Origin of the sequence: Aquimarina macrocephali JAMB N27 (assembly GCF_000520995.1) — a bacterium.
GTDB classification, from domain to species: domain Bacteria; phylum Bacteroidota; class Bacteroidia; order Flavobacteriales; family Flavobacteriaceae; genus Aquimarina; species Aquimarina macrocephali.
In genome coordinates this window covers 91,031-115,389 of sequence record NZ_JACA01000020.1, presented here as the reverse complement: position 1 = coordinate 115,389, position 24,359 = coordinate 91,031, and the positions used below count along the sequence as shown (strand labels likewise).

General features: G+C 32.1%; 21 protein-coding genes. 7 read left to right on the top strand and 14 right to left on the bottom strand.

The annotated features are described in order from the left end of the window. Positions 1-22 precede the first annotated feature (22 nt). The 3 genes from Z054_RS0112815 to Z054_RS0112805 all read right to left on the bottom strand — a co-directional run bounded on the left by Z054_RS0112815 (position 23) and on the right by Z054_RS0112805 (position 5,628). Complete coding sequence (locus tag Z054_RS0112815) at positions 23-1,297, bottom strand: Nramp family divalent metal transporter (protein WP_024770463.1); 1,275 nt, start codon at positions 1,295-1,297, stop codon at positions 23-25. A 135-nt stretch (positions 1,298-1,432) separates the two neighbouring features. Further along, positions 1,433-4,312 (bottom strand): TonB-dependent receptor domain-containing protein, encoded by a 2,880-nt coding sequence (locus Z054_RS0112810; protein ID WP_024770462.1) that lies wholly within the window; start codon positions 4,310-4,312, stop codon positions 1,433-1,435. Positions 4,313-4,467: 155 nt separating this feature from the next. Beyond that, positions 4,468-5,628: a FecR family protein gene (locus Z054_RS0112805; RefSeq protein ID WP_024770461.1), complete on the bottom strand. Its 1,161-nt coding sequence runs from the start codon at positions 5,626-5,628 to the stop codon at positions 4,468-4,470. 118 nt (positions 5,629-5,746) lie between these two features. Between Z054_RS0112805 and Z054_RS0112800 the strand changes: the two genes are divergently transcribed. Further along, the gene (locus tag Z054_RS0112800; protein WP_024770460.1) at positions 5,747-6,322 is read left to right on the top strand and encodes an RNA polymerase sigma factor; all 576 of its coding nucleotides are present in this window, start codon (positions 5,747-5,749) and stop codon (positions 6,320-6,322) included. A gap of 6 nt (positions 6,323-6,328) precedes the next feature. Here the strand turns inward: Z054_RS0112800 and Z054_RS0112795 are convergent, their stop codons facing one another. The 3 genes from Z054_RS0112795 to fahA form a co-directional block, all read right to left on the bottom strand. Continuing rightward, positions 6,329-6,928: a Crp/Fnr family transcriptional regulator gene (locus Z054_RS0112795; protein ID WP_024770459.1), complete on the bottom strand. Its 600-nt coding sequence runs from the start codon at positions 6,926-6,928 to the stop codon at positions 6,329-6,331. A gap of 70 nt (positions 6,929-6,998) precedes the next feature. Next, the gene (locus tag Z054_RS0112790; RefSeq protein ID WP_024770458.1) at positions 6,999-8,186 is read right to left on the bottom strand and encodes a hypothetical protein; all 1,188 of its coding nucleotides are present in this window, start codon (positions 8,184-8,186) and stop codon (positions 6,999-7,001) included. A 107-nt stretch (positions 8,187-8,293) separates the two neighbouring features. Continuing rightward, positions 8,294-9,574 carry a fumarylacetoacetase gene (gene fahA / locus Z054_RS0112785; protein ID WP_024770457.1) on the bottom strand — a complete coding sequence of 427 codons (1,281 nt, stop codon included), beginning with the start codon at positions 9,572-9,574 and terminating at the stop codon, positions 8,294-8,296. A gap of 342 nt (positions 9,575-9,916) precedes the next feature. Between fahA and glyA the strand changes: the two genes are divergently transcribed. Beyond that, on the top strand, positions 9,917-11,191 hold the full coding sequence (gene glyA / locus Z054_RS0112780; protein ID WP_024770456.1) for a serine hydroxymethyltransferase: 1,275 nt from the start codon (positions 9,917-9,919) through the stop codon (positions 11,189-11,191). A 217-nt stretch (positions 11,192-11,408) separates the two neighbouring features. Further along, on the top strand, positions 11,409-12,116 hold the full coding sequence (locus Z054_RS0112775) for a hypothetical protein (protein WP_152538540.1): 708 nt from the start codon (positions 11,409-11,411) through the stop codon (positions 12,114-12,116). Here Z054_RS0112775 and Z054_RS0112770 read toward each other — a convergent pair. The 6 genes from Z054_RS0112770 to Z054_RS0112745 form a co-directional block, all read right to left on the bottom strand. After that, the gene (locus tag Z054_RS0112770; RefSeq protein ID WP_024770454.1) at positions 12,107-12,712 is read right to left on the bottom strand and encodes a carboxymuconolactone decarboxylase family protein; all 606 of its coding nucleotides are present in this window, start codon (positions 12,710-12,712) and stop codon (positions 12,107-12,109) included. The genes Z054_RS0112775 and Z054_RS0112770 overlap by 10 nt on opposite strands. Before the next feature lies 1 nt (position 12,713). Further along, positions 12,714-13,229 (bottom strand): signal peptidase II, encoded by a 516-nt coding sequence (gene lspA / locus Z054_RS0112765; RefSeq protein ID WP_024770453.1) that lies wholly within the window; start codon positions 13,227-13,229, stop codon positions 12,714-12,716. Between the two features lie 52 nt (positions 13,230-13,281). After that, complete coding sequence (locus tag Z054_RS0112760; RefSeq protein WP_024770452.1) at positions 13,282-13,815, bottom strand: nuclear transport factor 2 family protein; 534 nt, start codon at positions 13,813-13,815, stop codon at positions 13,282-13,284. Between the two features lie 16 nt (positions 13,816-13,831). After that, on the bottom strand, positions 13,832-14,374 hold the full coding sequence (locus Z054_RS0112755; protein ID WP_024770451.1) for a GNAT family N-acetyltransferase: 543 nt from the start codon (positions 14,372-14,374) through the stop codon (positions 13,832-13,834). Between the two features lie 193 nt (positions 14,375-14,567). Then, positions 14,568-16,007, bottom strand: a complete 1,440-nt coding sequence (locus Z054_RS0112750; RefSeq protein ID WP_024770450.1) for a hypothetical protein — start codon at positions 16,005-16,007, stop codon at positions 14,568-14,570. Between the two features lie 151 nt (positions 16,008-16,158). After that, positions 16,159-17,715 carry a hypothetical protein gene (locus Z054_RS0112745; protein ID WP_024770449.1) on the bottom strand — a complete coding sequence of 519 codons (1,557 nt, stop codon included), beginning with the start codon at positions 17,713-17,715 and terminating at the stop codon, positions 16,159-16,161. Positions 17,716-17,965: 250 nt separating this feature from the next. Between Z054_RS0112745 and lpdA the strand changes: the two genes are divergently transcribed. Continuing rightward, positions 17,966-19,372, top strand: coding sequence for a dihydrolipoyl dehydrogenase (gene lpdA, locus Z054_RS0112740; protein WP_024770448.1), 1,407 nt, complete (start codon positions 17,966-17,968; stop codon positions 19,370-19,372). 89 nt (positions 19,373-19,461) lie between these two features. On the opposite strand, the gene Z054_RS0112735 is transcribed toward lpdA, so the two are convergent. Together Z054_RS0112735 and Z054_RS0112730 are read right to left on the bottom strand one after the other, a co-directional pair. Next, the gene (locus Z054_RS0112735) at positions 19,462-20,172 is read right to left on the bottom strand and encodes a LytR/AlgR family response regulator transcription factor (RefSeq protein WP_024770447.1); all 711 of its coding nucleotides are present in this window, start codon (positions 20,170-20,172) and stop codon (positions 19,462-19,464) included. After that, entirely contained in the window at positions 20,169-21,236 is a 1,068-nt protein-coding gene (locus Z054_RS0112730) for a sensor histidine kinase (RefSeq protein WP_024770446.1), read from the bottom strand. The genes Z054_RS0112735 and Z054_RS0112730 overlap by 4 nt, the downstream gene beginning before the upstream one ends. Positions 21,237-21,451: 215 nt before the next feature. Between Z054_RS0112730 and Z054_RS0112725 the strand changes: the two genes are divergently transcribed. From Z054_RS0112725 to Z054_RS0112715, 3 genes are read left to right on the top strand one after another with little or no spacing between them, the layout of a single operon-like run. Then, positions 21,452-22,891 carry an alpha/beta hydrolase gene (locus Z054_RS0112725; RefSeq protein WP_024770445.1) on the top strand — a complete coding sequence of 480 codons (1,440 nt, stop codon included), beginning with the start codon at positions 21,452-21,454 and terminating at the stop codon, positions 22,889-22,891. A 23-nt stretch (positions 22,892-22,914) separates the two neighbouring features. Continuing rightward, on the top strand, positions 22,915-23,352 hold the full coding sequence (locus Z054_RS0112720) for a MotA/TolQ/ExbB proton channel family protein (protein ID WP_024770444.1): 438 nt from the start codon (positions 22,915-22,917) through the stop codon (positions 23,350-23,352). 5 nt (positions 23,353-23,357) lie between these two features. Continuing rightward, on the top strand, positions 23,358-24,275 hold the full coding sequence (locus Z054_RS0112715) for a TlpA family protein disulfide reductase (RefSeq protein WP_024770443.1): 918 nt from the start codon (positions 23,358-23,360) through the stop codon (positions 24,273-24,275). Positions 24,276-24,359 lie beyond the last annotated feature (84 nt).

Below are 24,359 nucleotides of genomic sequence, written 5' to 3'. Positions count from 1 at the left end.
TATTGAGACCTGATCAATACATTTATTTTAAAAATTTAATATATAAGTAAAACAGAGCAAAGCCTGTTAGAAATAGAATTCCGAGATAACTAATCAATTTCATAAATGGTTTTGGGGTTGCTTCTTCTCTAATATATTTTTTACTTACTAATTTGAAATTAGCAAGGGCGATTAAAGGAGCAATTAAGAAAGATATAGTAGTTGCCAGATCGATAAGAGCTTTAAACTGCCCTCTAAAGAAAACCGTAATTAAGAATGATCCTATGGCTAAAATAAGCAACGAACCAAGGTATATTTGTCTGGGCTTCTGTACTATATTGTTTTTGGTTTCTGATGAAAATATTAGCCTTGTAGTTTGTTGTAGTGTTCTCGCATATCCATCAAAAACTCCTAAACTTGTTCCTAGCATAATTGAAAAAGAAGAAATAGCAATAATTAAATAACTCCAATTTCCTATAGTAGTAGTATATAACTCAATTATATCGCCGGCAAATCCTACACTATCTTTAGGAAGTGTTTTTCCAGTTCCATATACGAGATACGCTCCAAGAATTAAAAAGCAAATGGCTAAAAAAGCAGAGATCCAGTATCCTAGATTAAAATCGAATAAAGCTTCTTTAAGTGTTGGGTGATATTTTGTTGATTTTATTTTTTCTACTGCCCATAAACTGATCCAGGTGGATAGATCCAAAGCTGTTGGCATCCATCCCATTAATGCGATTAGAAATAAAATCCCTGTATCATCAAAAATATATGGAGAAACGAAACCTTTTACCTGTGTTGCTTGGCCCTTACTAAGGGTCATTACAAAGGCAATGATAGTAGAAACAAATAATAGGATTCCTATTATTTTAATGATATTATCTAGGATATTAAACTTTCCAAAGGCCAGTACACCATAGGATACTAAAAAAACAAGTGCAATAGGAAATAATTTAAAAGAAGGCCATAGTGTGGATACCTCAAAAAGGTTGTCCATAAAACCAGCTGTTACTAAACTTACGGCGGCAGTAACAAAAAACATAGATGATATAGTAACTAAAAAATAAATCCATAAAGCAAATTTACCTAACCTCTTGTACCCATCTATAAGACTCTCTCCCGTTGCGTTAGCATACCTGGCACCATATTCAAAGAAAGGAAATTTTAAAATGTTGGTAATGATAATAACAATTATGAGTGTAAAACCATAATTAGCTCCTGCACGTGTGCTTTGGACCAAATGAGAAACGCCTATTGCGGTACTTGCAAATAAAATTCCAGGTCCTAGAGTTTTTCTAAGCTTATTCCAATTCATTAATTTATAGTATTAGGTCCTTTCTGGATATAAAATTTTATAGTATTTGAATTTTCAAACTCGACATTATTAAATAATCCAGAGTCTAATCCAAAAAAGGATTAAACTCTGGAAAGGGGCTAACTATCCAAGTATTTAAAAAGAGTATGATAGAGTGGCGTAATAATTTCTGGGTCTTGCATAAATTCCATTCTCGTAGCCTATTGCAGTATTCGCATCACCTCCAACTAAATATAGTTCATCTGTTAAGTTTTCGACACCGATGATAAGTTCCCAGTGTTTTTTTGCATTAAATTTTAAAGAAGCATTTAGTGCAGTATGACCATCATCGAAAACAAAATCACTGTTTTGAGCTTCAAAATCAACTCTAGATTTATAATGACCATCTACTCTTGGGGTAAAACTACCAAAGGACACGGGAATTTTGTATGATCCTCCAAAAGTTAAAGTATGTTCTGGAGTTAAAATGAAATTATCATCTTCGGTTACGGTGACACCTTCGATAAGGTCTTTGTATTCTGCATCTGTATATCCATATCCGACATTAACAAGCATAAAAGGGTTAGGGAGCCAAATTATTTCGGTTTCTAGTCCTTTAATTTCGGCATCTCCGGCATTTGTCTGGAAAGTTGCAATTGATCCTGGTGGATTAGCAGCAATTTGTAAATCTTTATAATCGGTATAGAAGAATGCCGTGTTGAACCTTAGTTTTTTTACTTTTACTTTTGCGCCCAGTTCATAAGATGTAACTGTTTCTGGAGAAAATTGAGGTAAATCTCCATCTCCATCTCCGTCAAAATCATTTGAAGGATCCTCATAAAAAGATGTATTGGTAACTCTCCATTCAAACCCACCAGATTTAAATCCGGTAGAAACAGTACCATAAATATTTAAAGCATCAGAAACTTTATATGCGGTATTAAATCTCCACGTTATTTGATCAAAAGTATTTTCTTGCCACATTTGGTCAAGTAAACGTCTGGGATTTGTATTGATATCCCGAATTGGGTTAGGAGCGTTAGGAGTATCTCCTAGATTTACTGTAGGGTCTCTAAAAGCATCTGGTTTTGCTTTTTTAGTCTCATTAGTATATCTCAGACCTCCAGTTAATGATAGTTTATCGGTTACTTTATAAGTTGCTTCTCCATATATTGCATAATTACTATTCTCTACCAAACCTCCTAAGAATACTGGATACACTGTATTTTGTAATGCACCGGTAAATGATAAAGCGTTATCTACATTTTCTATAAAATAAAATAACCCAGTTACAAAATCTAGTTTTTCACTAGAATGACTAAAACGTAAATCTGCACTAAATTGATCTTGCTCATAGACATCTCTATTCTCAAAGATATTAAGTGGTGATCCATCTGTTTGTCTTGCAAACTCGGCATCTAAATCTCTATAGGACAAAATTAATTTAGTCTCAGAATTTTCTCCGATTTCATATTTTAAATTAGTAGATATACCCCAAGTATCAATATCATTTTGAGAAAGTGAAGTTTCACCTGTTTTGAATGGTCCAAAATTCCACCTTTCGTCATAAATATCATTTCCTACAGTGGTGTCTCCAGGGACATAACCAGTGGCGGTAGATGTAATTGCTGGTGCTGCATTAGTGTTCCATAATTGTGGTAATAACCTATCATCATGAAAGAATAAATTCTGTTCTGCGGCAGATTCTTCTCTTTCTGTTGCAAAATCAACAATAAATTTTGCGGAGAATTTACTGGATGGTTTATGATAGTCTAATTTAAGTCTTGCTCCATGGGAATTTTCATCGCCTAAATCAGAATCATCAACTAATACTCGTTCTACATACCCTTCTCTGTTTCGTCGTATTAAATTAAAAGTAAACCCGAAACTTTCAGATATAGGTCCGCTTATTCTAAACGTAGCATCATTTCTTGAATAACTGCCTCCTGTAAGGCTAACTTTTCCTTTTAATATATCTCCTGGATCATTAGATAATAAGGATATGGCTCCACCAATAGAGTTTCTTCCAAAGAGAGTCCCTTGAGGGCCTCTAATGACTTCTACACTTTTTAAATCTGCTAAATCTAAAACAGCACCAACGGTTCTGCCCAGGTACACTTCATCAACATAAATTCCTACACCAGGATCTGCTACTGGCACATAATCATTCTGACCAATTCCTCTGATGTAAACTACTGCAGCAGAACTTGATCCAGATACGGTTCCGGTTGTACTAAATGTAAGGTTAGGGGCAATATCTGCGATTCCGGTTATATTGTTTACTCCCATCTCTTCTAAAACTACTCCTTGTACGGCAGTAATAGAAATCGGAGTGTCTTGAACATTTTCTATTCTTTTTCTTGCTGTAACTACAATATCTTCTAAGGCAAACCCACCTTCTTTTAATATGATTTTTAATTCTTCTGTAGGTGAAGTAATATTTACCTCTTTGGACTCAAATCCAAGATATGAAATGACCAAAACGGCATTGACATTGGAAACGGTGATAGAAAAATTGCCGTTGAAATCTGTTGTAGCACCATTTGTTGTGCCTTTTTCTACTATGCTGGCACCAGGTAGAGGAGCATTTTGATAGTCAAAAACCTGCCCATTGATTTCTATTTCCTGCTTTTCTTGATTATCTATTTCGTCATTTTGTATTGAGGGGGTTTTATTTAAGGCCTTTTTCAATAAAATCTTACGATTGTCTATCTCAAAGGCGGTTTGAGAATTTGAAAAAAGCGTATTCAGGATTTCTTCAACTTTTTTCTTTTTAAGTTTTATTGTTACTCTTCGATCTAAGTCAACAGCTTTTGTTTTAAAAACAAACTTAAACTCGGTTTGAGATTCAATTTCATCAATTACTTGTATTACAGTTACATTTTCCATGTCTAACGACAACTTAGTATTCTGGGAATAACTATTTGCCTGTATGGTAAATAGTGTAGGAAGTATAAAAAGTAAAGATATTTTCATTTTTAAAGTAAGCTTTAATATCCCTCGAGGTCTACCCTCGGATTTCAATATTTTTTTCATAATTTTAAAATGTTTATTTGTGGTTTACGTATTGACGTTAAATCACTTTATTCAATCGGAAAGTGTGCCAGCATTTTCCGATTTTTTTTAACAGAATTGAAGTGAGTAAAATCTTTTGGTTGTTTAATTCGTTTTTTTCATATGTATTTTATTTATTATTCTATAATTACTTTATTATTTATGATTTTGTATTTAATCTGATGAACTTTATTAAAATAATGTAAAACTTCATCAATTGTTTCTCTGTCAATTTCGAAACTCGCATTAAAAGCTTCTTTTGCTAAATCTCTATTATTGTTAATTATGGTAACATTATATTGGCGCTCTAGTTTTTTAATGATATCCTCAAAAGGAACATTTCTGAAAACAATAATACCTTCTACCCATGAAGTATATATAGAAGTGTTTACATTTTGAGTAGAGATTGTTTGTTCTACGTTATCAAATGTTCCTTTAAACCCGGGTTTTAGAATAACATTCTGTTCACCATCTGATTTGTTTTCTGAAGAACTTAAACTTACAGATCCTTCAACTAGTACAACCTCTGTTTCACTATCACCAGGATATGTAGTTACATTAAATTTGGTTCCAAGTACTTTTACATCAAGTGATTGAGCTTCTATTAAAAAAGGATGTTTTTCATCTTTGGTAACATCAAAAAAAGCTTCACCTTCCAGAAAAACTTTACGGAGGTTTCCTGGAATAAACTTTATTGGATATTTAATTGAGCTTCCTGAGTTTAAAAAAACATGAGTTCCATCAGATAAAATAATGTCGAATCGTTTTCCGTTTGGAATAGTTAAGGTGTTGTATTTAAGTTTCTCAGTAGAAATATTTTTGTTATACACTAATTGTGTACCTTGTTGTTGCATGATAATAGTACCAGAAACATCGACAATGTTGGTATCGCCATCTTCTGAGATTATTTGGGTATCTCCATTCTCTAACTTTAAGGTTATTGTTCTTTCTTCTGGAGTTAATGTTCCTTCTTTAGTGTCCAAACTGTTTTTTTGCAGTAGATAGCCTATCCCTAAACATAATATAGCAATAGCGGCATATTTGTAGAATACTCTAAATCGGGACCTGTGAAAGAGATTTTTTTCTTTCTTTATTTCCTTTAGTAAACACTCTTTTGTCTTGTCTAGAGAAGGATTGTTCATACCAAGTGTGATTGCATAGTGCGCTTTGACATAATCTTTAAAAGTAGATTGGTTTTTTGGTTTTTTGATCCAATCATTCAGTAGATCATGGTCTTCATTGGTTGTAGACTGATTAAAGAATTTTATGAGAAGTTTTTCTATTTCAGGAGAAATCATATATTTAGTGACTTTATATAATAATACAAGACGAAATACAAATACCCTTACTTTTTAATTGTTTTTTTGAAAAATTCATAAGTTTTTGGGTATTAAATTGAATTGTTAATTTTTTTAAGTGAAGTTTAAAGATGATTACGTTTTAACACAAGCTCTTAGAAAAGGAGAGGAAAAGGCTTATATGTTTTTGTTAGAAAAATATCATAGGAGGCTGCATGCTTATGCTTTATCCTTAGCTAATAATCATGTATTGGCACAAGATATAGTGCAAAATGTATTTTTGAAAACATGGCGATTTCGGGAAAAACTAAATAGCGATTATTCTATCAAAAGCTTTCTATTTAAGTCGGTTTATAATGAGTTTATAAATACATACCAAAAAAATAAATCAACAATGTTACTTCAATACAAATATATTGAGTCATTGTATGAGGTGGCCGAGGGTAGTGATGAATCTGTTTTGGAGATTATGATAGAAATAGTAAATAAGGAAATACAAAGCCTACCTCCAAAATGCAGGCAAGTTTTTGAGTTAAGTAAAAAAGAAGGGTTGACAAATGCTGAAATAGCTGAGTATTTAAATGTATCCATAAAAACAGTAGAAGCTCAAATAACTAAATCTTTTTCGCTGCTGCGTGAAAAACTTGGTGATAAATATGAAGCTATCCTGTTTTTTGTCTTTATAAATAAATAATGAGTATTATCGATATACTTTTCTGTCTTTAATAAAAAGTTCTCCTTTTTGCTCTAGTTTTTTGATGCTACGTATAACGGTTTCTACACGTAGTCCGGTTAGATCGGCAAGTTGTTGTCTGGTTAATTCTACTTTGTATGTATTTGATTCTGTTGTGCCAGGTTCACTATTTTTTTTGAAGTAATCAAGAATCCTAAGAATGCGATGTTCTGGCTCTTGAGTAGATATTTCAGAAACCATAATTGCTTTATAATATAGCCGTAAAGCCAGTGTGCTGGTAAATTTGTGATGAATATCAGGATTTTCTTCTAAAAGCTTTAAGAATTTTTCTTTTGGTAATTGCCAGACTTCAGAATCTACAATAGCTTCTGCATTAGCTGGATATTTAAAATCTGCAAATAAGGGAGGTTCTCCAAAACTTTTTTCTTTTGTAAAAATACCTTGTATGTATTCTTTCCCTTCCTGATTATAATTGTTCATTTTAACTTCTCCCTGGTGTACCTGATAATAATAACGAGCGATAGAACCTTCTTGAAAAAGAAATTCTCCTCGTTTGTATTTTTTTAATATTGCCCCCGAATTAAGTAAACTTGCTTGATTGATCATGCTAATAATTCTCTATTATATGGTACAGATCTATTAAGATCAAATACTATTATAAGTATAGCGTAATGTATTATTTAAAACGATAATTAGTAATGATATTCTTTAATTTGTTTTTTAAATCTTCTCCAGAATCATAGACCATCTGTTCATTAGAAGGAAATGGTACAGATTTCACACCCAAATACCCTAACAAGCCACTTTCCAAAGCTCGTTTATCTCCATTATAATTTGCGTAAATATGCTGAAAAACGTACTCACTTGCAATAGGAAAAGCATCTAAGAGCTGTCTTGTTCTTAGGTTTCTATATTGAACATTGCCTACAACATTAGTAGCTTTAAACTGGGTAAATTCATAATACTCACAATGTACTTTTACCATTCTATCTACTTTCACTTTTTCACCTTTATCATCAACCACGATTTCATCATTTTCATCCAGTAGATATTCCCAACCATCTTTAATCAACTTTTCTTTTTGTAGTTGACGTTCCTTAATCTGTTCTGGAGATATATTAATTTCTCTTAATTCTACTTCCATAGCATAATCATAAAGAATAGATTTTTGAGGTTGACTGTGATATACTGTCCATAGATCATTAAGACCATATGTGCCAAAATTAAGTAAGTCACTTTCTAATCTCTTAGGAATAATAACTTCGGTTCTATTTTTCATGGTTACTTTTACAAAATCAGTTCCTTTTTGATGAGCTTCATCAATCATTTCTCGAGTATTTTTGTAATTAGGAGTGATCTTGTTTAAGTAGTTCAAATCTTCATATACAGCTCTATAATCTGTTTTTCTTTTAGCAGATGTCAATAAAGCTTTAGCATTATTAAATAAGTACTGAGAGAGTTTATCTTTTGTATCGATAATCTTTTGGTCATAGTTATGCAATGTAAAATTAGCATTACGACCTTCTTCAACAAGGTAAAGCGGCAACAACGGTTTTATACGTTCTTGTCTATTTTTTAAGGATAAGTATGTGTTGTAAATACGCTCAAGATTAGCAGGGTTTCCTTCTTTTTCTAGATACGCAATAGCATTATTGTCTCGATCAAGAACTTTTGCATATGCTTGTTCGAGCATTAGGATATACGGCTGCTTTCCTTTTTTGCCTTTATTTGTTCTAAGCTTGTTTAGAGCGATATTTATCGCTTGATCATAATTTCCTGTGTTAAGTGCCTTTTCGGTTTTCTTAACACTGCTACATGAAGAAAAAATTGTAACTATAAGTAGTAGGAGTAGTAGTTTTTTCATATCAATAATATTTTGATTTGGGTATTGAAAACAACTTTGATGCCAAAAGATAATAAAAAAACCCCGAAAGTTATTTTTTCGAGGTTATATAATGGTTTGTAACTTCTTTATTTTTTAAACACAGGAAGCAGTTTAGTAGAGACTTCGCCAAATCCAATTCGTACTCCGTCTTTTTCGCAATATCCTCTCATAATAACTGTATCATTATCGTCAATAAATTTACGACTACCTCCTTCATTAAGTTGTAAAGGTTTTTCTCCACGCCAGCTTAGTTCTAACATTGATCCGTACGAATCTGGTGTTGGTCCGGATAATGTTCCACTACCCATAAGATCACCAGAATTAACAGGGCATCCATTTACAGTATGGTGGGTAAGTTGTTGCGCCATTGTCCAGTACATATGCTTAAAATTACTTTTGGAAACAACAGTTTCTGTTGCTTTTTCTGGTTGAATAGCAACTTCTAAGTTGATGTCAAAACTTTTCTTTCCTTTATATTGAAGATAAGGTAGTTGTTTTTTTATTGGTTTAGGTCCATCTGTTCTGTAGGGTTCTAAAGCATCAAGAGTTACAATCCACGGAGATATGGATGAAGCAAAGTTTTTACCTAAAAATGGACCTAATGGAACATATTCCCATTTTTGAATATCTCTGGCACTCCAATCATTAAATAATACCATTCCAAATATATAATCTTCTGCCTCTTCGATAGGTATTGGTTCTCCCAATTGATTAGCATCGGTAGTGATAAAAGCCATTTCAAGCTCAAAATCAACTAATCTTGAAGGGCCAAAAATAGGATCCTTAGCACCATTGATTAGTTTTTGACCTTGCGGGCGATGTACAGGAATACCAGAAGGAATAACCGAACTACTGCGACCGTGATATCCCACAGGCATGTGTAGCCAATTAGGAAGCAAAGCGTTTTCGGGATCTCTAAACATTTTCCCTACGTTAGTTGCATGCTCAATACTACTATAGAAGTCAGTATAATCACCAATGCTAACGGGTAGTTGCATTTCGATTTCATCTAGAGAGAATAAAACCTCTTGTCTATGCTTTTCGTTATTTTTTAAGGAATTATTTTTGGCATCAAAAATTTCAGCAATTTTATTACGAACCAATCTCCATGTCTTTTTTCCATCAGAAATAAAATCATTTAAAGAATCCTGTAAAAAAATATCATCTGTTAATGGGATTCCTTCAAAATAACCAAGTTGATGAAGTGCTCCAAGGTCAATAGCAGTATCACCAATTCTGGTTCCTATAGTAATAATATCATCTCGGGTAAGAAATACACCAAAAGGAATATTTTGTATAGGAAAATCGGTATTAGGAAATGTTTCAATCCATGTCTTTCTATCTGGATAATTTGCAGTTATGGGCATTATAGTTCTTTTATATGTTGTTGGTAATTTTTATGATCAAATATATAATTTTCGGATGGTAAAAAGTTTTTAATTATGTGAAAAATAATTAAAATAATGATAAGATATGTTATTAATAGTACAATACCAAGGAGGGAATACCTATTTGTTAAATTTTTTGAAACCAAAAAATGTTTTACTTCGTAATATTTGATAGGTATTAATGCAAAATTATCAGTGATGTACAGGTGTAAACATTAATTCATAAAAAGAACAAGACGTTCTTATTTATTAGAGACTATTTAGGTCGATTTAAAGAATGGATTTCCTATTTTTACGCCTTTACTAATAAATAATGAATTCATGCAACGCGACGAACAAATTTTTGATTTAATTCAGGACGAAAAAGAACGTCAAATCAACGGATTAGAACTTATTGCTTCAGAAAACTTTGTGAGTGAACAAGTAATGGAAGCTGCTGGGTCTGTACTAACCAATAAATATGCCGAAGGATATCCCGGTAAACGTTATTATGGTGGATGTGCTGTAGTAGACGTTATAGAGCAGATTGCTATTGATAGAGCTAAAGAATTGTTTGGTGCAGCATATGCTAATGTGCAACCTCATTCTGGTTCACAAGCTAATACAGCTGTATATCATGCATGTCTTAAACCAGGCGATAAAATATTAGGTTTTGATCTTTCTCATGGAGGACATTTGACTCATGGTTCACCAGTTAATTTTTCTGGTAAATTATATAATCCTGTTTTTTATGGAGTAGAGAAGGAGACAGGAAGATTAAACTATGATAAAATTCAGGAAATCGCTACTGCAGAAAAACCACAGTTGATTATTGCCGGAGCATCTGCTTATTCAAGAGAAATTGATTATAAAAGATTTAGAGAGATTGCTGATAGTGTAGGAGCAATTCTTTTTGCAGATATTGCTCACCCTGCAGGATTAATTGCAAAAGGAATAATCTCTGATCCTGTACCACATTGTCATGTAGTAACTACAACAACTCATAAGACACTGCGAGGACCAAGAGGAGGTCTTATTTTAATGGGAGAAGATTTTGAAAACCCTTTTGGAATTACTTTAAAAAGCGGAAAAAAACGAATGATGTCCTCATTATTTGACAGTGCAGTATTTCCTGGTAATCAGGGAGGACCATTAGAGCATATTATTGCAGCAAAGGCAATCGCATTTGGAGAAGCACTAACAGACGAGTTTTTACATTATATAGTACAGGTCAAGAAAAATGCAGCAGTTATGGCCGAAGCATTTGTGAAGAAAGGATATGAAGTTATTTCTGGAGGTACCGATAATCATATGATGCTTATCGATTTACGAAATAAAGGAGTAACAGGTAAACAAGCAGAAGAGGCATTGGGTGTTGCAGAAATTACTGTAAATAAAAATATGGTACCGTTTGATGATAAATCTCCGTTTGTAACATCAGGAATTCGTATTGGTGTAGCGGCAGTTACTACTCGTGGATTGAGAGAAAATGATATGGTCGCCATTGTTGAATTGATCGATCAGGTAATCCAAAATGTTGAAAGCGAAGAAAAACTACATACTATCGCAGATGATGTAAATGCGATGATGGCAGATAAGCCTTTGTTTATAGGATAAAACTTTATTAAATTGGTTTTTAGATTTTTTCAATTCACTTGAAAATGCAATATTCTGCAAAATCATAAAAATTTAAACCAGTTTATTTTAAATATAATAGTAAAAGAAAGTGCACTGCCATGATATATGACAGTGCATTTTTTGTTTATATTGTTATTCTAAAATTTTTATTTACCTAATTATCATGTGTATACGCCATATCCAAATTTTACTCTATTTGATACTTACATTATCTGGTTGTAGTGATTTAACATCCAAACAATCTGAAGAAAATGTAAAAAAAGAAAACTTAGAACAGGAGGTTGAGCGTGATGAAAAAAAGGAAGACATCATGAATAGTATTGAAACCCCAAGTATAGAAGGACGTTATGATCTTATAGATGGGTATGCTTTTTTTCGAGATACAATACATAATCATCCTGTGTATAAAGCTATATTGCTAATAAAAAGAATTTCGGATAAAGATTTTGGTTTTATTGTAGTAAGAAAAGTACAGGGGCGTACTCCTATCGGAGAACATGGGATTTTGTCATACAATAAGAATCGGTTTTATATGAAAAATATAGACTATTCAAACAAAAGAATATATTATACAGAAGGTATAGATATAAGAATTAAGGATAGTTTATTGAGTACTATTAGATATGTTTCAAATGCGACTGAATATGATATATGGAAAAAGTCAGATTTAGAGTCAAATGTTTATATTTCTCTTCGTAAAACATTACAAAAAGAAAAAGAAGAGTATGCTAATTTTTATGACAAGATATCCAACGATCCCGAACTAACAGGAAGAGATGAGTTTGTTTATTATGAATCAGGAAAACCATATACCAAAAATGATTCTGTATTTCAAAAGAAATGGAAACATTATACTACTACCAATTCTTATGATCATAAAACTGTTAATGATATTCAGGAATGACTCCAGTTCTTGGCGTCATCACTATCATTGGGTGAAAGTCCAATAATATCCCCATCTGTATTAACTCCTAAACCAACTACAGTTCTGTTTACATAATTAAAATAGCTTACTACCTGGTTAATTTCCAAAATCTCACCATCAGATAATTTTTGTTCTCTAAGGTTGTGAATATCGGATTCTGTAATAGTATGATGTGATAGCGTTAATTTCTTGGCATATTGAAGACCTGCCAAATATTGATATTTAAAATGATTTTGCAATTCATCTTTGGATAAACAGGATAAAATCTCCTGAAACTTGATGTCATCATTCAACAATCGTTTTAATCCTATAGAGTGATGATCTACACAATAACTACATTGATTCAAGCTACTTACATAAACGCCTAGTGTCTCTAGATACCATTTTGGCAATGTATTGTTAGAATTGTGTAATACATTTTTGTATAAGCCCATATGGCCAACCAAAGTATGTGGTCGTAAGCTATGTATAGACAATACATTGTCTACATTATTGTTTGGGCCCTTAATACGGTCATAGATTTTCTTTAATTGACCGGTTGCATCGGTATACGATATTTCTTTAATCCAACTCATTTCAATGAATTTTTTCTTTAAAAATAGTTCCTTTTTTATTAAAAAAAGTAGTAATCAATACTAAAATTGAACCTAAAAAAATAGAAACATCGGCAAGATTAAATATTTCAGTTTTTATGATTCCTAAATCCAAAATCAAAAAATCAGTTACCGACCCATATACAATGCGATCAAAAAGGTTTCCGATTCCGCCACCAATAATAAAAGCAAAACCTATAATTGTTTCTCTAGAATAATCTGTTTTAATCAATATTTGTCTTAATAATAGTAATAAAACCAAAATTGGAAGAATTTGCAATAAAAGTATTTTTAGGATCGGAGCTAAATCTGATCCCAAACTATAAGCGGCTCCTGTATTTTCGACTTTAGTCAATACAAAACTATCTTTAAAAACCTCTATACGCTCATAAGGATCAATCACTTGCCGAACAACATTCTTTGAAATTTGATCACAACTAATATTTAGTAAAACCAGAGAGAGAATGAGTGTGATTCTTATTTTTCTTGTAATCTTCATGTGTACAATTGCAATACGTGTTTTTCAAATGTAATAGAAACTTCAGACTATCTTAGTGTTTCCAGTATTTTTTATATTCAGAAATAGAAAAAGCTGTATCGTAACTATCTTTATTGATACTTTTATTTTCGTTAGAATCATAATCGATCCATATTTTCCAATCCCCATCTTCCATTTTTAATACAACATGAAACTGACCATAGGAGTATTTAGTTTGATTATTGTCGTTAATATAAGTAACTCTATAAATCCCTCTGTCAGAAACCAGTGAATTAGAATAGATTCTTTCAAATAATCTAAAGTCAATTGGAGCAGGTTTTTTTGAAGGAACGTTCCATCGTTTTTGATACCCCTTTAAATAAACAATTGCTTTTTCAATTTTACCACCATTTCCCGAAATTCGAATCATTTCTTTACTATGTATAGAAGCAAATAAGTTATAATCTAAAGTTTTGAATGCTTTAGAGAAGTTACCATACATATCTGCATTGATTTTTTCATGTATAGCACCTTCTTGTGCAACGGCTACCTGTATAAAAGATAGGAAAGTAATTAGTGCTACAGGTATGATTTTGAATTTTGACATAGTCATTGTTTTTAAGTTATTCTAGTATCCCTTTTCTTTCGTATAGCACACAATTTTTCAGTCGCTTATCATCTAATAATTTGGGGTGCTCAAAAGTTTCGATTTGTTGCATTCCGATCTTTTTCATGATTAATTGTGATTTTATATTTATTTCTGGCGCTGTAGAATAAATTTTATCTAGACTAATAGTATTAAAACCAAAATCTAAACAAGCTTTAGCCCCCTCAGTAGCATATCCTTTATTCCAGATACTCTTTTTGAGTCGCCAACCAATATCAATAAAAGGTCCTCGTTCTTCTAAATAGTTTTGTTCACATAAACCTATAAACCCTATAAGTTCTGCATTATCCAGGAGATCAACAGCAAAATAACAAAACCCTTTTTCTGCATACATTTCCTGCATTCTAATAATAAATGCTTTAGTATCTTCTTTTGATGGTTTAAACGGAAAAAATTCCATTACATCATTATCATTATTGATTTCGAATAATGTTTCTAAGTCATTAAGGGTCCAATTACGGAAACCTAATCGTTGAGAAGTAAAGAGATATGAATTCATTGTAGTAAACTGAAAAATAGATTATAAGTTTTCGTTTTTATAAATGTATTCAAATGTAATGATTTGTTGCCTTTATTGTTTAAATTTTGAAAATTCATGGGATGATTCGAATTCGATATGTGGTGAAATAGAAAACTGCTCGTATTTGCCTATGATAAAATACGAGCAGTTATAATTGAATTGAATATGAGAATTACTCTTTTTTTATAAACTGTTCGTTAAATTCTTTGATTTTTAATGCATTGATTTCATCATGTGTTTTTCCTGTGCCATGTTGTAGATATGCATTAAATATATGACTTAAGTATAATGGTGATTTGGCTTTATCTTCGTCAAAATTTTCTGAGTTATGACAAACAAAGCAATTGACCAGATTATTTACATTAATGTTGTGCACATCGCTTTGAAAAGTCTGTGTATAGGTTTCCATAGTAAGATTAGAAAGATTTAGAGATCCTCTCGCGATAGATCCTTTTGTAGCATGAGATATATTGCCGGCTAATTTTTGGATGGTATCAGCTTGTTTTTGTGGAGATAGCCCATCGGTGTCGATCCAAATCCCTCCGTTATAAAAATAATTTTTCCAAACATCCTGTAATTTTGAAGAAACACAGGAATTGATCGTTGTAATGTTGTCATAATTTTTTGGTTCTTTTTGACTGGTTTCCATAAAACCGTTGCCCTGTGTTCTAGGAACACCAAATTCAAAAAGTGTAAACGCTTTGTTGGGTTCTTTTGGTTGAGTACCACCCCATGTAATCCCGTCTAGAGATGAAGTATTTCCTTTACCATATAATAATTTTTCATCGGTAGATGATACTATATTGGTACTCCAGTCATAGTATGGAGCCATATCATTATGTTCAAAAGTCGCCCATATAAATTCTGGATGGTTTATAACTACACCTACTACATGCATTCCTAGTAAAGCAACATCACTTTTAACATATGCACCATTTTCATAAATAGCTGCTTTGGTCTGGTAATATGTCGAGAGTTTATCTGTTGGGATTGCACTGGTTTTTACCCAAGAAACTTTTAATTCTAATGATCCTATAGGAAATGTTTCGGTATTATTTGGAGGAATGGATCCATCCAGGATAGCTGTTTTAAAATGATCGGCAGCAACTTTTAAGGTATCGTCTATATGAATAGAATAGTAAACGGTATCAGATTTACTAATACTGGAGTTAAATTGAGAATTGGTTTTTAAGACTCCATCGGAACCAGCTTGCTCTATATCTTTAAGAACTAAAGATAATCCTGATTGAGGTTCTACGGGAATCATTAAATCACTAACCTGTATTAACTTATTTTCGAAAACAGTTTTTCCATTTTCTGGTTTGGTTAACCATAAGAATTTTTGCCAGGACCATTGCTGAAAAATACAATTAGTCGTACTAGTAGTATCAAATGGACTTCCTTTGCCTTCTTCTGGAGGAGGTGTTTGAGTATGAGGAAACCAGTTAGGTTCGCAATTACAATCTTTACTTTTTTCCTGAACATTATCATAGGCAACCGGTTGTTGGTCCGTTTTTTCCTTTGTGTCTGTTTTACAAGAAATAACAATAACGAAGATTACAAGACAAGCGACTAATAAAGAACTTGCAAGGTTAGCAAATTTAGTTTTCATTTGTGTAAAGGATTAGTTAGTAATATGGTTATTATATCAAATCTAATCTTTACTGTAATTGTTTCCTATAAGTAGAAATACGGTTTTTACCCTCTTTCTATTTATTCTATATAGTAGACTGACGCTCAATAATGAAGAATGATATTGTGCTTCAATTTTCTTCTTCAAAGACAGTACTCTCATATGCACCTATATCGGGAGCAGTAGTACTACGAAGGGTTCCTATAATATCTGTTCCTAATGTAGGAGTAGAAGCTTTACCATTAGCGGCAGAAATTTCACCTATGCTAAGTATATTTTCAAGTGGGGTTTTGAAATCAGGCTCTTCATTTAAAATATTATTTTCAAACAAAGCTGTATTGGTGAAATCGTATAAAGGGTTGTCTGTAAATTTGTTACTGAGATCATTGAATCTAATCAAGCAGTTCTTGAAATTATAATTGAATGCTGTGCCATCAATTTTACTGAATATTAATTCTAATTCCTGATTCCCATAAATAATACAGTTTGTGAAATTTGCCTCAAGTAAATCTGCAACAACCACATCGGTTTCATTTACTCGTAGATTGTTATCAATCAATACCGTTGGAAGTTCTCTAAATCCAGTCCCAATATTAGAATAATTTGCAAATGTACAGTGATTAAAGTTATATGTTCCACCTAATGAACAATTAAGAGATACTTGTCCAGCATTGTTAATCACCAGGTTTTCTCCTAATACATTGCCTGTACGTGCCAAAAGTCCTACATTAGAACTATTATAGATCTGGGTATTCTTAATAGTAAGCGTTGGATCTGTGCCTCCGTCATTAGAATCCATAAGTACCCCTACTGTTGCATTTTTTATGGTTGCATGATTTATAGTGTGACCAGTACTTCCTGCAGTAAGCCAGATAGTTCCCCATTGCCCAGGTATATCACTAAAACCAGATTCTAAACGATCACCTTCAAAGATTACTTCATTTTCAAGAAGCTCTGGATCTGTACTTAATTCACCATTTACAGTTAGGGTAGCACCATTGGCAGCTATAATCCCAGAGTTGGTATGAAAGTGTATTCTCGCACCTGCATCTATGGTAAGTGTTTTTCCGGTAGGTATAGCAGCATATCCATAGATTACATATGGTTTTTCGTTAGTGAAATTAAGTTGGTCATCTTGCAGAAAGAAACCTTCAATTCTAATTTCGTTATTTTCACCATCAAGGCCAAGTAATAAAGTTTCTGTTTCGCCTGTCATGGCATCGCGGGAAGGAAATAAAAGTACAGCATCTTTTATTAGAGTTACCAGATCTACATCTTGTTGATTTCCTCCTGTATCAAATAACACTCGATCTGTATACAAAAACTCTACATCTGCTGTTTGGTCAGTAATGTCGGTTGTAGTTTCTACAAAAACAAAAATACTATCCTTTGCTAAAACCTGAATATTCTCAAAGGATTTACCGGGAACACCATCAACATTAAGCCTGTAGTTAGAACTTTCGCCACGTTCTAGTGCAATTGCAGGAATGGTAAAATCATCATTGGTATGATTATATACTTTAAAGCTATACGTACTAGAGCCTATATTGGTAAAAATGGTATCTAGAAATAGGGTATCTGTTGAGAATTTTAAATTTCCTGTACTGGGGCCTGACTCAAAATCATTACGGCAGGAGCTCCATAAAACTAGCACAGCAAGCAAAAAAAGAGTGGATAGATAACGCATAATTATGTCAAAAGGTCTTTAAGAGTAAATAAAGTATCGAAGCTGCAAATTAGCAAAGATTTTTGTTTTTTGAAGGCTTCATTATCTCATTCTTTCATTAATTTATTCTTTCTATTAATTAAAGTATAACTTTTTGATTGTCCTAATATTGCTTTATAATAAAAATTTGACAAGATCAGTGCTTCTGTAAGAAGCAAAACATTTGTACATTTGTTGTTCATAATTAATACGCACAACATAATAATCTATTATGAGTACATATGATGTAGCCGTAATTGGCTCTGGACCTGGTGGATATGTGGCCGCTATTCGATGCGCACAACTAGGAATGAAAACCGCAATAATCGAAAAATATTCAACACTTGGAGGAACTTGTCTTAATGTAGGGTGTATTCCTAGTAAGGCATTGTTAGATTCTTCTCATCACTATGAGCATGCTGTAAAGCATTTTGCAGATCACGGGATCGAGATTCCGGGTGATGTAAAGATCAATCTAGAAAAGATGATTGCCCGTAAGCAAAGTGTGGTAGATCAAACTTGCGATGGGGTTAGTTTTTTGATGAAAAAAAATAAGATTGATGTTTTTGAAGGCGTAGGATCATTTAAAGATGCTACACATGTAAATATTACAAAAGCAGATGGAACCGTAGAAACGATCGAAGCAAAAAACACGATTATTGCTACAGGTTCTAAACCATCAACATTACCATTTATCAAAATTGATAAAAAGAGGGTAATTACATCTACAGAAGCACTTAAATTAAAAGAAGTACCAAAACACCTGATTATTATTGGTGGTGGAGTAATTGGACTAGAATTAGGACAAGTATATCGCCGTTTGGGTGCAGAGGTTTCTGTAGTAGAATATATGGACCGAATTATTCCTGGAATGGATAAAGCGCTATCCAAGGAATTGCAAAAAGTAATGAAAAAGCAGAAATCCAAAATTTATACGTCTCATAAGGTAACTGGAGTATCGGTTTCTGGAGATGAGGTAACGGTAACTGCAGACGATAAAAAAGGAAACCCGGTAGAACTAAAAGGAGATTATTGTTTGGTATCTGTTGGTCGTAGGCCTTATACCGATGGATTAAATGCAGAAGCTGCAGGAGTAAAACTTAATGACAGAGGACAGGTTGAGGTTAACGATCATTTACAAACGAGTGCTTCTAATATTTATGCAATTGGTGATGTTATAAAAGGAGCCATGTTAGCACATAAAGCAGAAGAAGAAGGAACTTTTGTAGCTGAGACCTTGGCAGGACAGAAACCACATATTGATTATAATCTGATCCCAGGAGTGGTATATACCTGGCCAGAAGTAGCTGCAGTAGGTAAAACAGAAGAAGAATTAACAGAAGCAGGTATCAAATATAAATCAGGGCAATTTCCATTTAGAGCATTAGGTAGATCACGTGCTAGTGGGGATTTAGATGGTTTTGTGAAAATACTTGCAGATGAGACTACAGATGAGGTATTAGGTGTACATATGATAGGAGCACGTTGTGCCGATCTTATTGCCGAAGCTGTTACTGCAATGGAGTTTAGAGCATCTGCCGAGGATATTTCTCGTATGTCTCATGCACACCCAACGTTTACAGAGGCAGTAAAAGAAGCTGCACTCGCTGCTACTGATAATAGAGCATTGCATATGTAAAAAAGTAAGAAAATGTGATTTCTACAAAGATGGAAATTTAAAATAATTTTCTAAATATAAAAAAACCACCTTACGTAAGGTGGTTTTTTTTATATCCCCTCTAATCTTCCTAGTACTTCAGCTTTATAATTTCTGCTAATAGGTATAGATTTCTTACCAACTATGATTTCTTCGTTAGAAAATGAATCTATCCTCGAAATAGAGATAATATAAGATCGATGGGTTCGCATAAAATATTGCTGCGGTAATTTGGATTCGATTGTACTTATTGTTTCTCTAGTGATAACAGTATTTGATGGGCAATGGATTTTTACATAATCACTATAACTTTCGACGTAAATAATTTCAGAAAAATCAACTTTTTTCATCCTTCGATCTGATCGAACAAAAATAAATTCATTCGAACTGGCTTCGATAGTTTTTGATGATTCTGCCTTATGATATACTTCAAAATAATTATGTATGGCATTTAGTAATCGTTCATAAGCGATAGGTTTTAATAAATAATCTACTGCATGAAGATCAAAACCATCAATAGCGTATTCGCGATAAGCGGTAGTAAATATAATTTTGATATCCTTATTAATAGATTTTGCAAAAGAAATCCCCGAAATCTCAGGCATATTGATATCCAGGAAAATAAGATCTACTTTTTGGGTATTAATACAATTAAACGCTTCTAGAGCATTACTACAAGTTGCTACAACCTCAATACGATCAATTTTTGATAGGTGAGAGGAGATAATCTCCCTTGCGGTAGGCTCATCATCTACTATGATACAGGATATTTTGTTGTTCATAGGTTTTTTGTTTTAGAAGTGTTTAGTTTTAATTCGACACTATGCCAATGTTCATCTTTAGAAATTAATAACTCATGGTTATTGTTATACAATGAGGAAAGCCTTTTTTTTATGTTAGACAAGCCAATGCCATCATCATTTTCAGAAGAACTATAAACTGAATTTTTAATACTAAAATGTACTACGTTATTTATATATGTTAGTTTCATATAAATAGATAATTTTTTATTCCTTATTTGACCATGCTTAAAACTGTTTTCTACAAATGGAATTAATAGCATAGGAGCAATATGAATAGAATCGTTTACGTCTTCAAAATTCATAGTTACATCTAGCGTATCATTAAATCGCATTTTTTCTAAAGTAACATAATCTTTGATATGATCTAATTCTTGTTTTAATGATACTAGAGGCTTATCTACTTGATATAAGAGGTAGTCTAATAGATTAGAAAGTCTCAAGATCATTTCTGGAGTTTCTTCAGATTTTTTTAATGCAAATCCATACATAGTATTTAATGTATTGAAAAGGAAATGAGGGTGAATTTGCATTTTGAGATAATGTAATTCTTGCTCTTTAAGTTTAAGTTGAGCCTCTAAGACTTTATGCTGCAGTTCTCGGTTTGCTGAGTTTGATTTATAATTATGTCTTACCAAACTAAAAGCACTGGCAACAAAGACAACAAAGTATACTGCAATGAAGAGAAAAAAAGGACTTCTGGTCATAGGAGCCATCCCTTCTAATTTTAGAGATGATAAAAAAATCAACCCGTAAAAAAATGAAATAGTGATAAAAAAAGCAGAAATAATAATGGTATATATGCAGTATAGCAGGAAAAGTAAATACTTTTCTTTTAATAAATATTTTGGAATTAGATGATTAATTATAGTGTAGGTAGTTCCAATGGTAACAGGCATTAAGAATAGGGAAAAAGAAAAAACATAACTTATGTTGTCTGTATTATGCCCAAAGAAATAGGTATAGCAAACCAATACTACAATCCAAAAGATGATATGAAGTAATAATTCTACAATTATTTTTAATACAAACTTTTTAGAAATCATTGGCTAAACAAAATAGAGCGTAATATCTATATATTTTTTTAAACAACATTATTAACGAGATGAAAAGCCAAATTGATTTGGCTTTTTACAGGTTTATCGCATTTTTGGTACTATTTAAGGTATAAGTAAAGCTAATTTGGTAGTTTGTCGCAAATAAGCAATGAGGTAAATCCAATGTGGTTAGTTTTGATTCAAAATAAATCATAAAATAACCAATGCGAATATTAGAATCTTTTTTACTTCTTTCATTAATAGGGTTTTTAATCTGTTTTTTTACACAATATTTAAAGATCAAAAAATGGCTTTTTTACACTAGTGTCGTTTTTTTTGTACTTCATTGGTTAGTAGAAGGAGTTAGATGGCAAATGTATTTTGGGTATACCACACTTTTGATAAGTTTATTGTTGTACTATGTCCCAAACATTAGAAAAGTGGTAAGGGTTTTATTAGGTAGTTTAGGATTGATTATTACCATAATTAGTATTGTTCTCTGCATTATAATGCCAGTAATTGAGTTTCCAGAACCATCTGGTGCTTTTTCAGTGGGATTAGAATCGTTGTATCTTGAAGACAAAACACGAGAGGAAACACTTTCGAAAGAAAAAGGAGATTATAGAAAGTTAAAAATAGAGGCATACTATCCTTCTAATCTTGAAATTACAAACCCTATACGTTATATGGATCATGGATATGCAGAAGCTTTTGTAGAAAGTAAAGGTATGCCTTCTATTATTGCTACACATTTTGATCTTACAAAGACTCATACTCAAAAATCACTTCCTATTATAAAAGATAAGCAGTTACCTGTTGTGGTTTTATCTCATGGATTATTATGGAATAGTGAAATGTATACTTCGATTATTGAAGAAATTGTAAGTCAAGGATATGTGGTTTTTGCAATACATCATACATATGAATCCTTTCTTACAGAATATCAAGGAAAGCAAATCAAATGGAGTCAAAAAAATATTGACAAGATGAATACAGAGGTGGATTTTGGTTTTGTAAAAAAGAAGATGGATTTAGTACTCAATACAAAAGGTAAACGAGGCAATAAGGCAACTTATGAGTTGATACATTATTTACCTTATTTTGAGAACCTTGATAGATGGTCAGATGATATTTCGTTTGTTATAGATCAATTGGCCTTGTTAAACGAGGATTCGAATAACTTTTTATATCAAAAATTAAATATGAATCAAGTTGGATTATTGGGGCATTCATGGGGAGGAGCAGCGGTAGTGCAAAATGCTTCAGTAAATAATAAGATTAAGGGAGTAATCAATATGGATGGAGCACAATTTGGAAGGGTGATCGATACAACCTTGACAACACCACTCTTGGTAATGCATGCCGACAGAAATTATGATAAATTTTTTACTCCAAACTTCTATGTATACGATCAAGTGGCAAAAAATGATTACTATTTAGCTACAGTAAAGTCGACAGGTCATGCTAATTTTGGAGATCTTGGGTATTGGTCAAAAATCCATTCACTTACAGAAACAGGAGAAATCGATCCAGAAAGAATGTCTTATATTACTAATCAATTGATTCTTACTTTTTTTAATAAATATGTTAAACAACAACCATTAGAGATAAAAAGAGCTTTTACAAGGAAAGAGTACCCGGAAATAGAAATTATCAAAAAATAACTTTTTAAAATAGATTTTATAGAATGATCAGTTTAATTCTCAATATTACAAAGCTATTTATTTTACAAAATGAAACTTCATCGATCTTTACATTCATCGGTAATAGAATAGAAGAAGGAGGGATGTTCTTTATGATACCAATAGTTATTATGTTGTTGTTAGTATTATTTATCATTATCAAAAACACATTGGTAATAATACAAAGAGGTGTTTCTTCAGAAAAATATATAAGCCTGATCAATTCTATGGGGCTTTTAACATTAGTATGGGGTTTATTAGGGCAATTAATAGGTATTGTAGGAATGTTTGATAAAGTAGAAATAATAGATGAAATCTCTACTCATGTTTTTGCAAGTGGATTAAAAGTATCTGCACTTCCTGCAGTCTTTGGTTTTTTTGTTTTCATAGTTTCAAGAATTGCTACAATTATTTTTACATGGATAGATAAAGAAATAGAATAAAAGTTATGATCAAGAAATCAATTTTTAAAATTCTTTTGGGAATTCTTTCTTTCACAATACTATTATTTGCGTTGTTTTTTCTATTCCTCAAAGTACTCCCTATTTATAACCCTGCATTACTAAAATGGGTGCCTATTTTGATATGCATATTGGGGTTTTATATAGGCGGAACGATAAATAAAAATACTCCTATACAATATCTTCCTTTTCTGTTTCTCCCACTTTTGATTTTTAAGCCATTTAGGTTTTTGTATTTTCCTTTTATAATAGTGCTTATCATCATTGGAGTTTTGACACTGATAGTTTCAAGAAAAGAGGTGAAAAAAGTGTATAAAGTATCTTCTGCCTTCATTTTGATTTTTGTGTTTACTTATTTTTTACTTTCTCAACCTTTGATTTTATTACAAAAAGGATTTAAAGTAACGCAGGGTGGAGACTTAGTACATGCTCAGAAGTTATGGGATTTTAATACAAGCTCAGATAATTATTTACCAGATATAGAATATATTGATTCAGAAGGAAATTTAATTTCTTTAAATAGTTATAAAGGAAAAACATTATATATCACTTTTTGGGCCACCTGGTGTCCTCCTTGTATAGCAGAAAAGCCTATACTCGAACAAATGAAAAATGAATTTATAGAGGATGAGAGTATTATATTTATTGATATTTCAATAGATCGAGATACAAAACGGTGGGGAAAATATATAACCAATAAAAATCCAAAAGGAATTCAATTGAACACCAATGATAATGATCCAGAAACAATGCAGAAATTTTATTTTTCTGAGATTCCTTTTCATTGTATTGTTAGCCCTGAAGGAGTTTTTAAACAAAGCAATGACATAGAATACACCAAAGTAGTATTAAAGGATAAAAATAAATTACAATCATTCATTCAAAAACAAAAAACGATACAGTAATATATATCGATTTTAATGATAGAGGTAGCAAATCACTTTTTATAATGCTACCTCATCAAAATCAACAAATAAAAATATAAAACC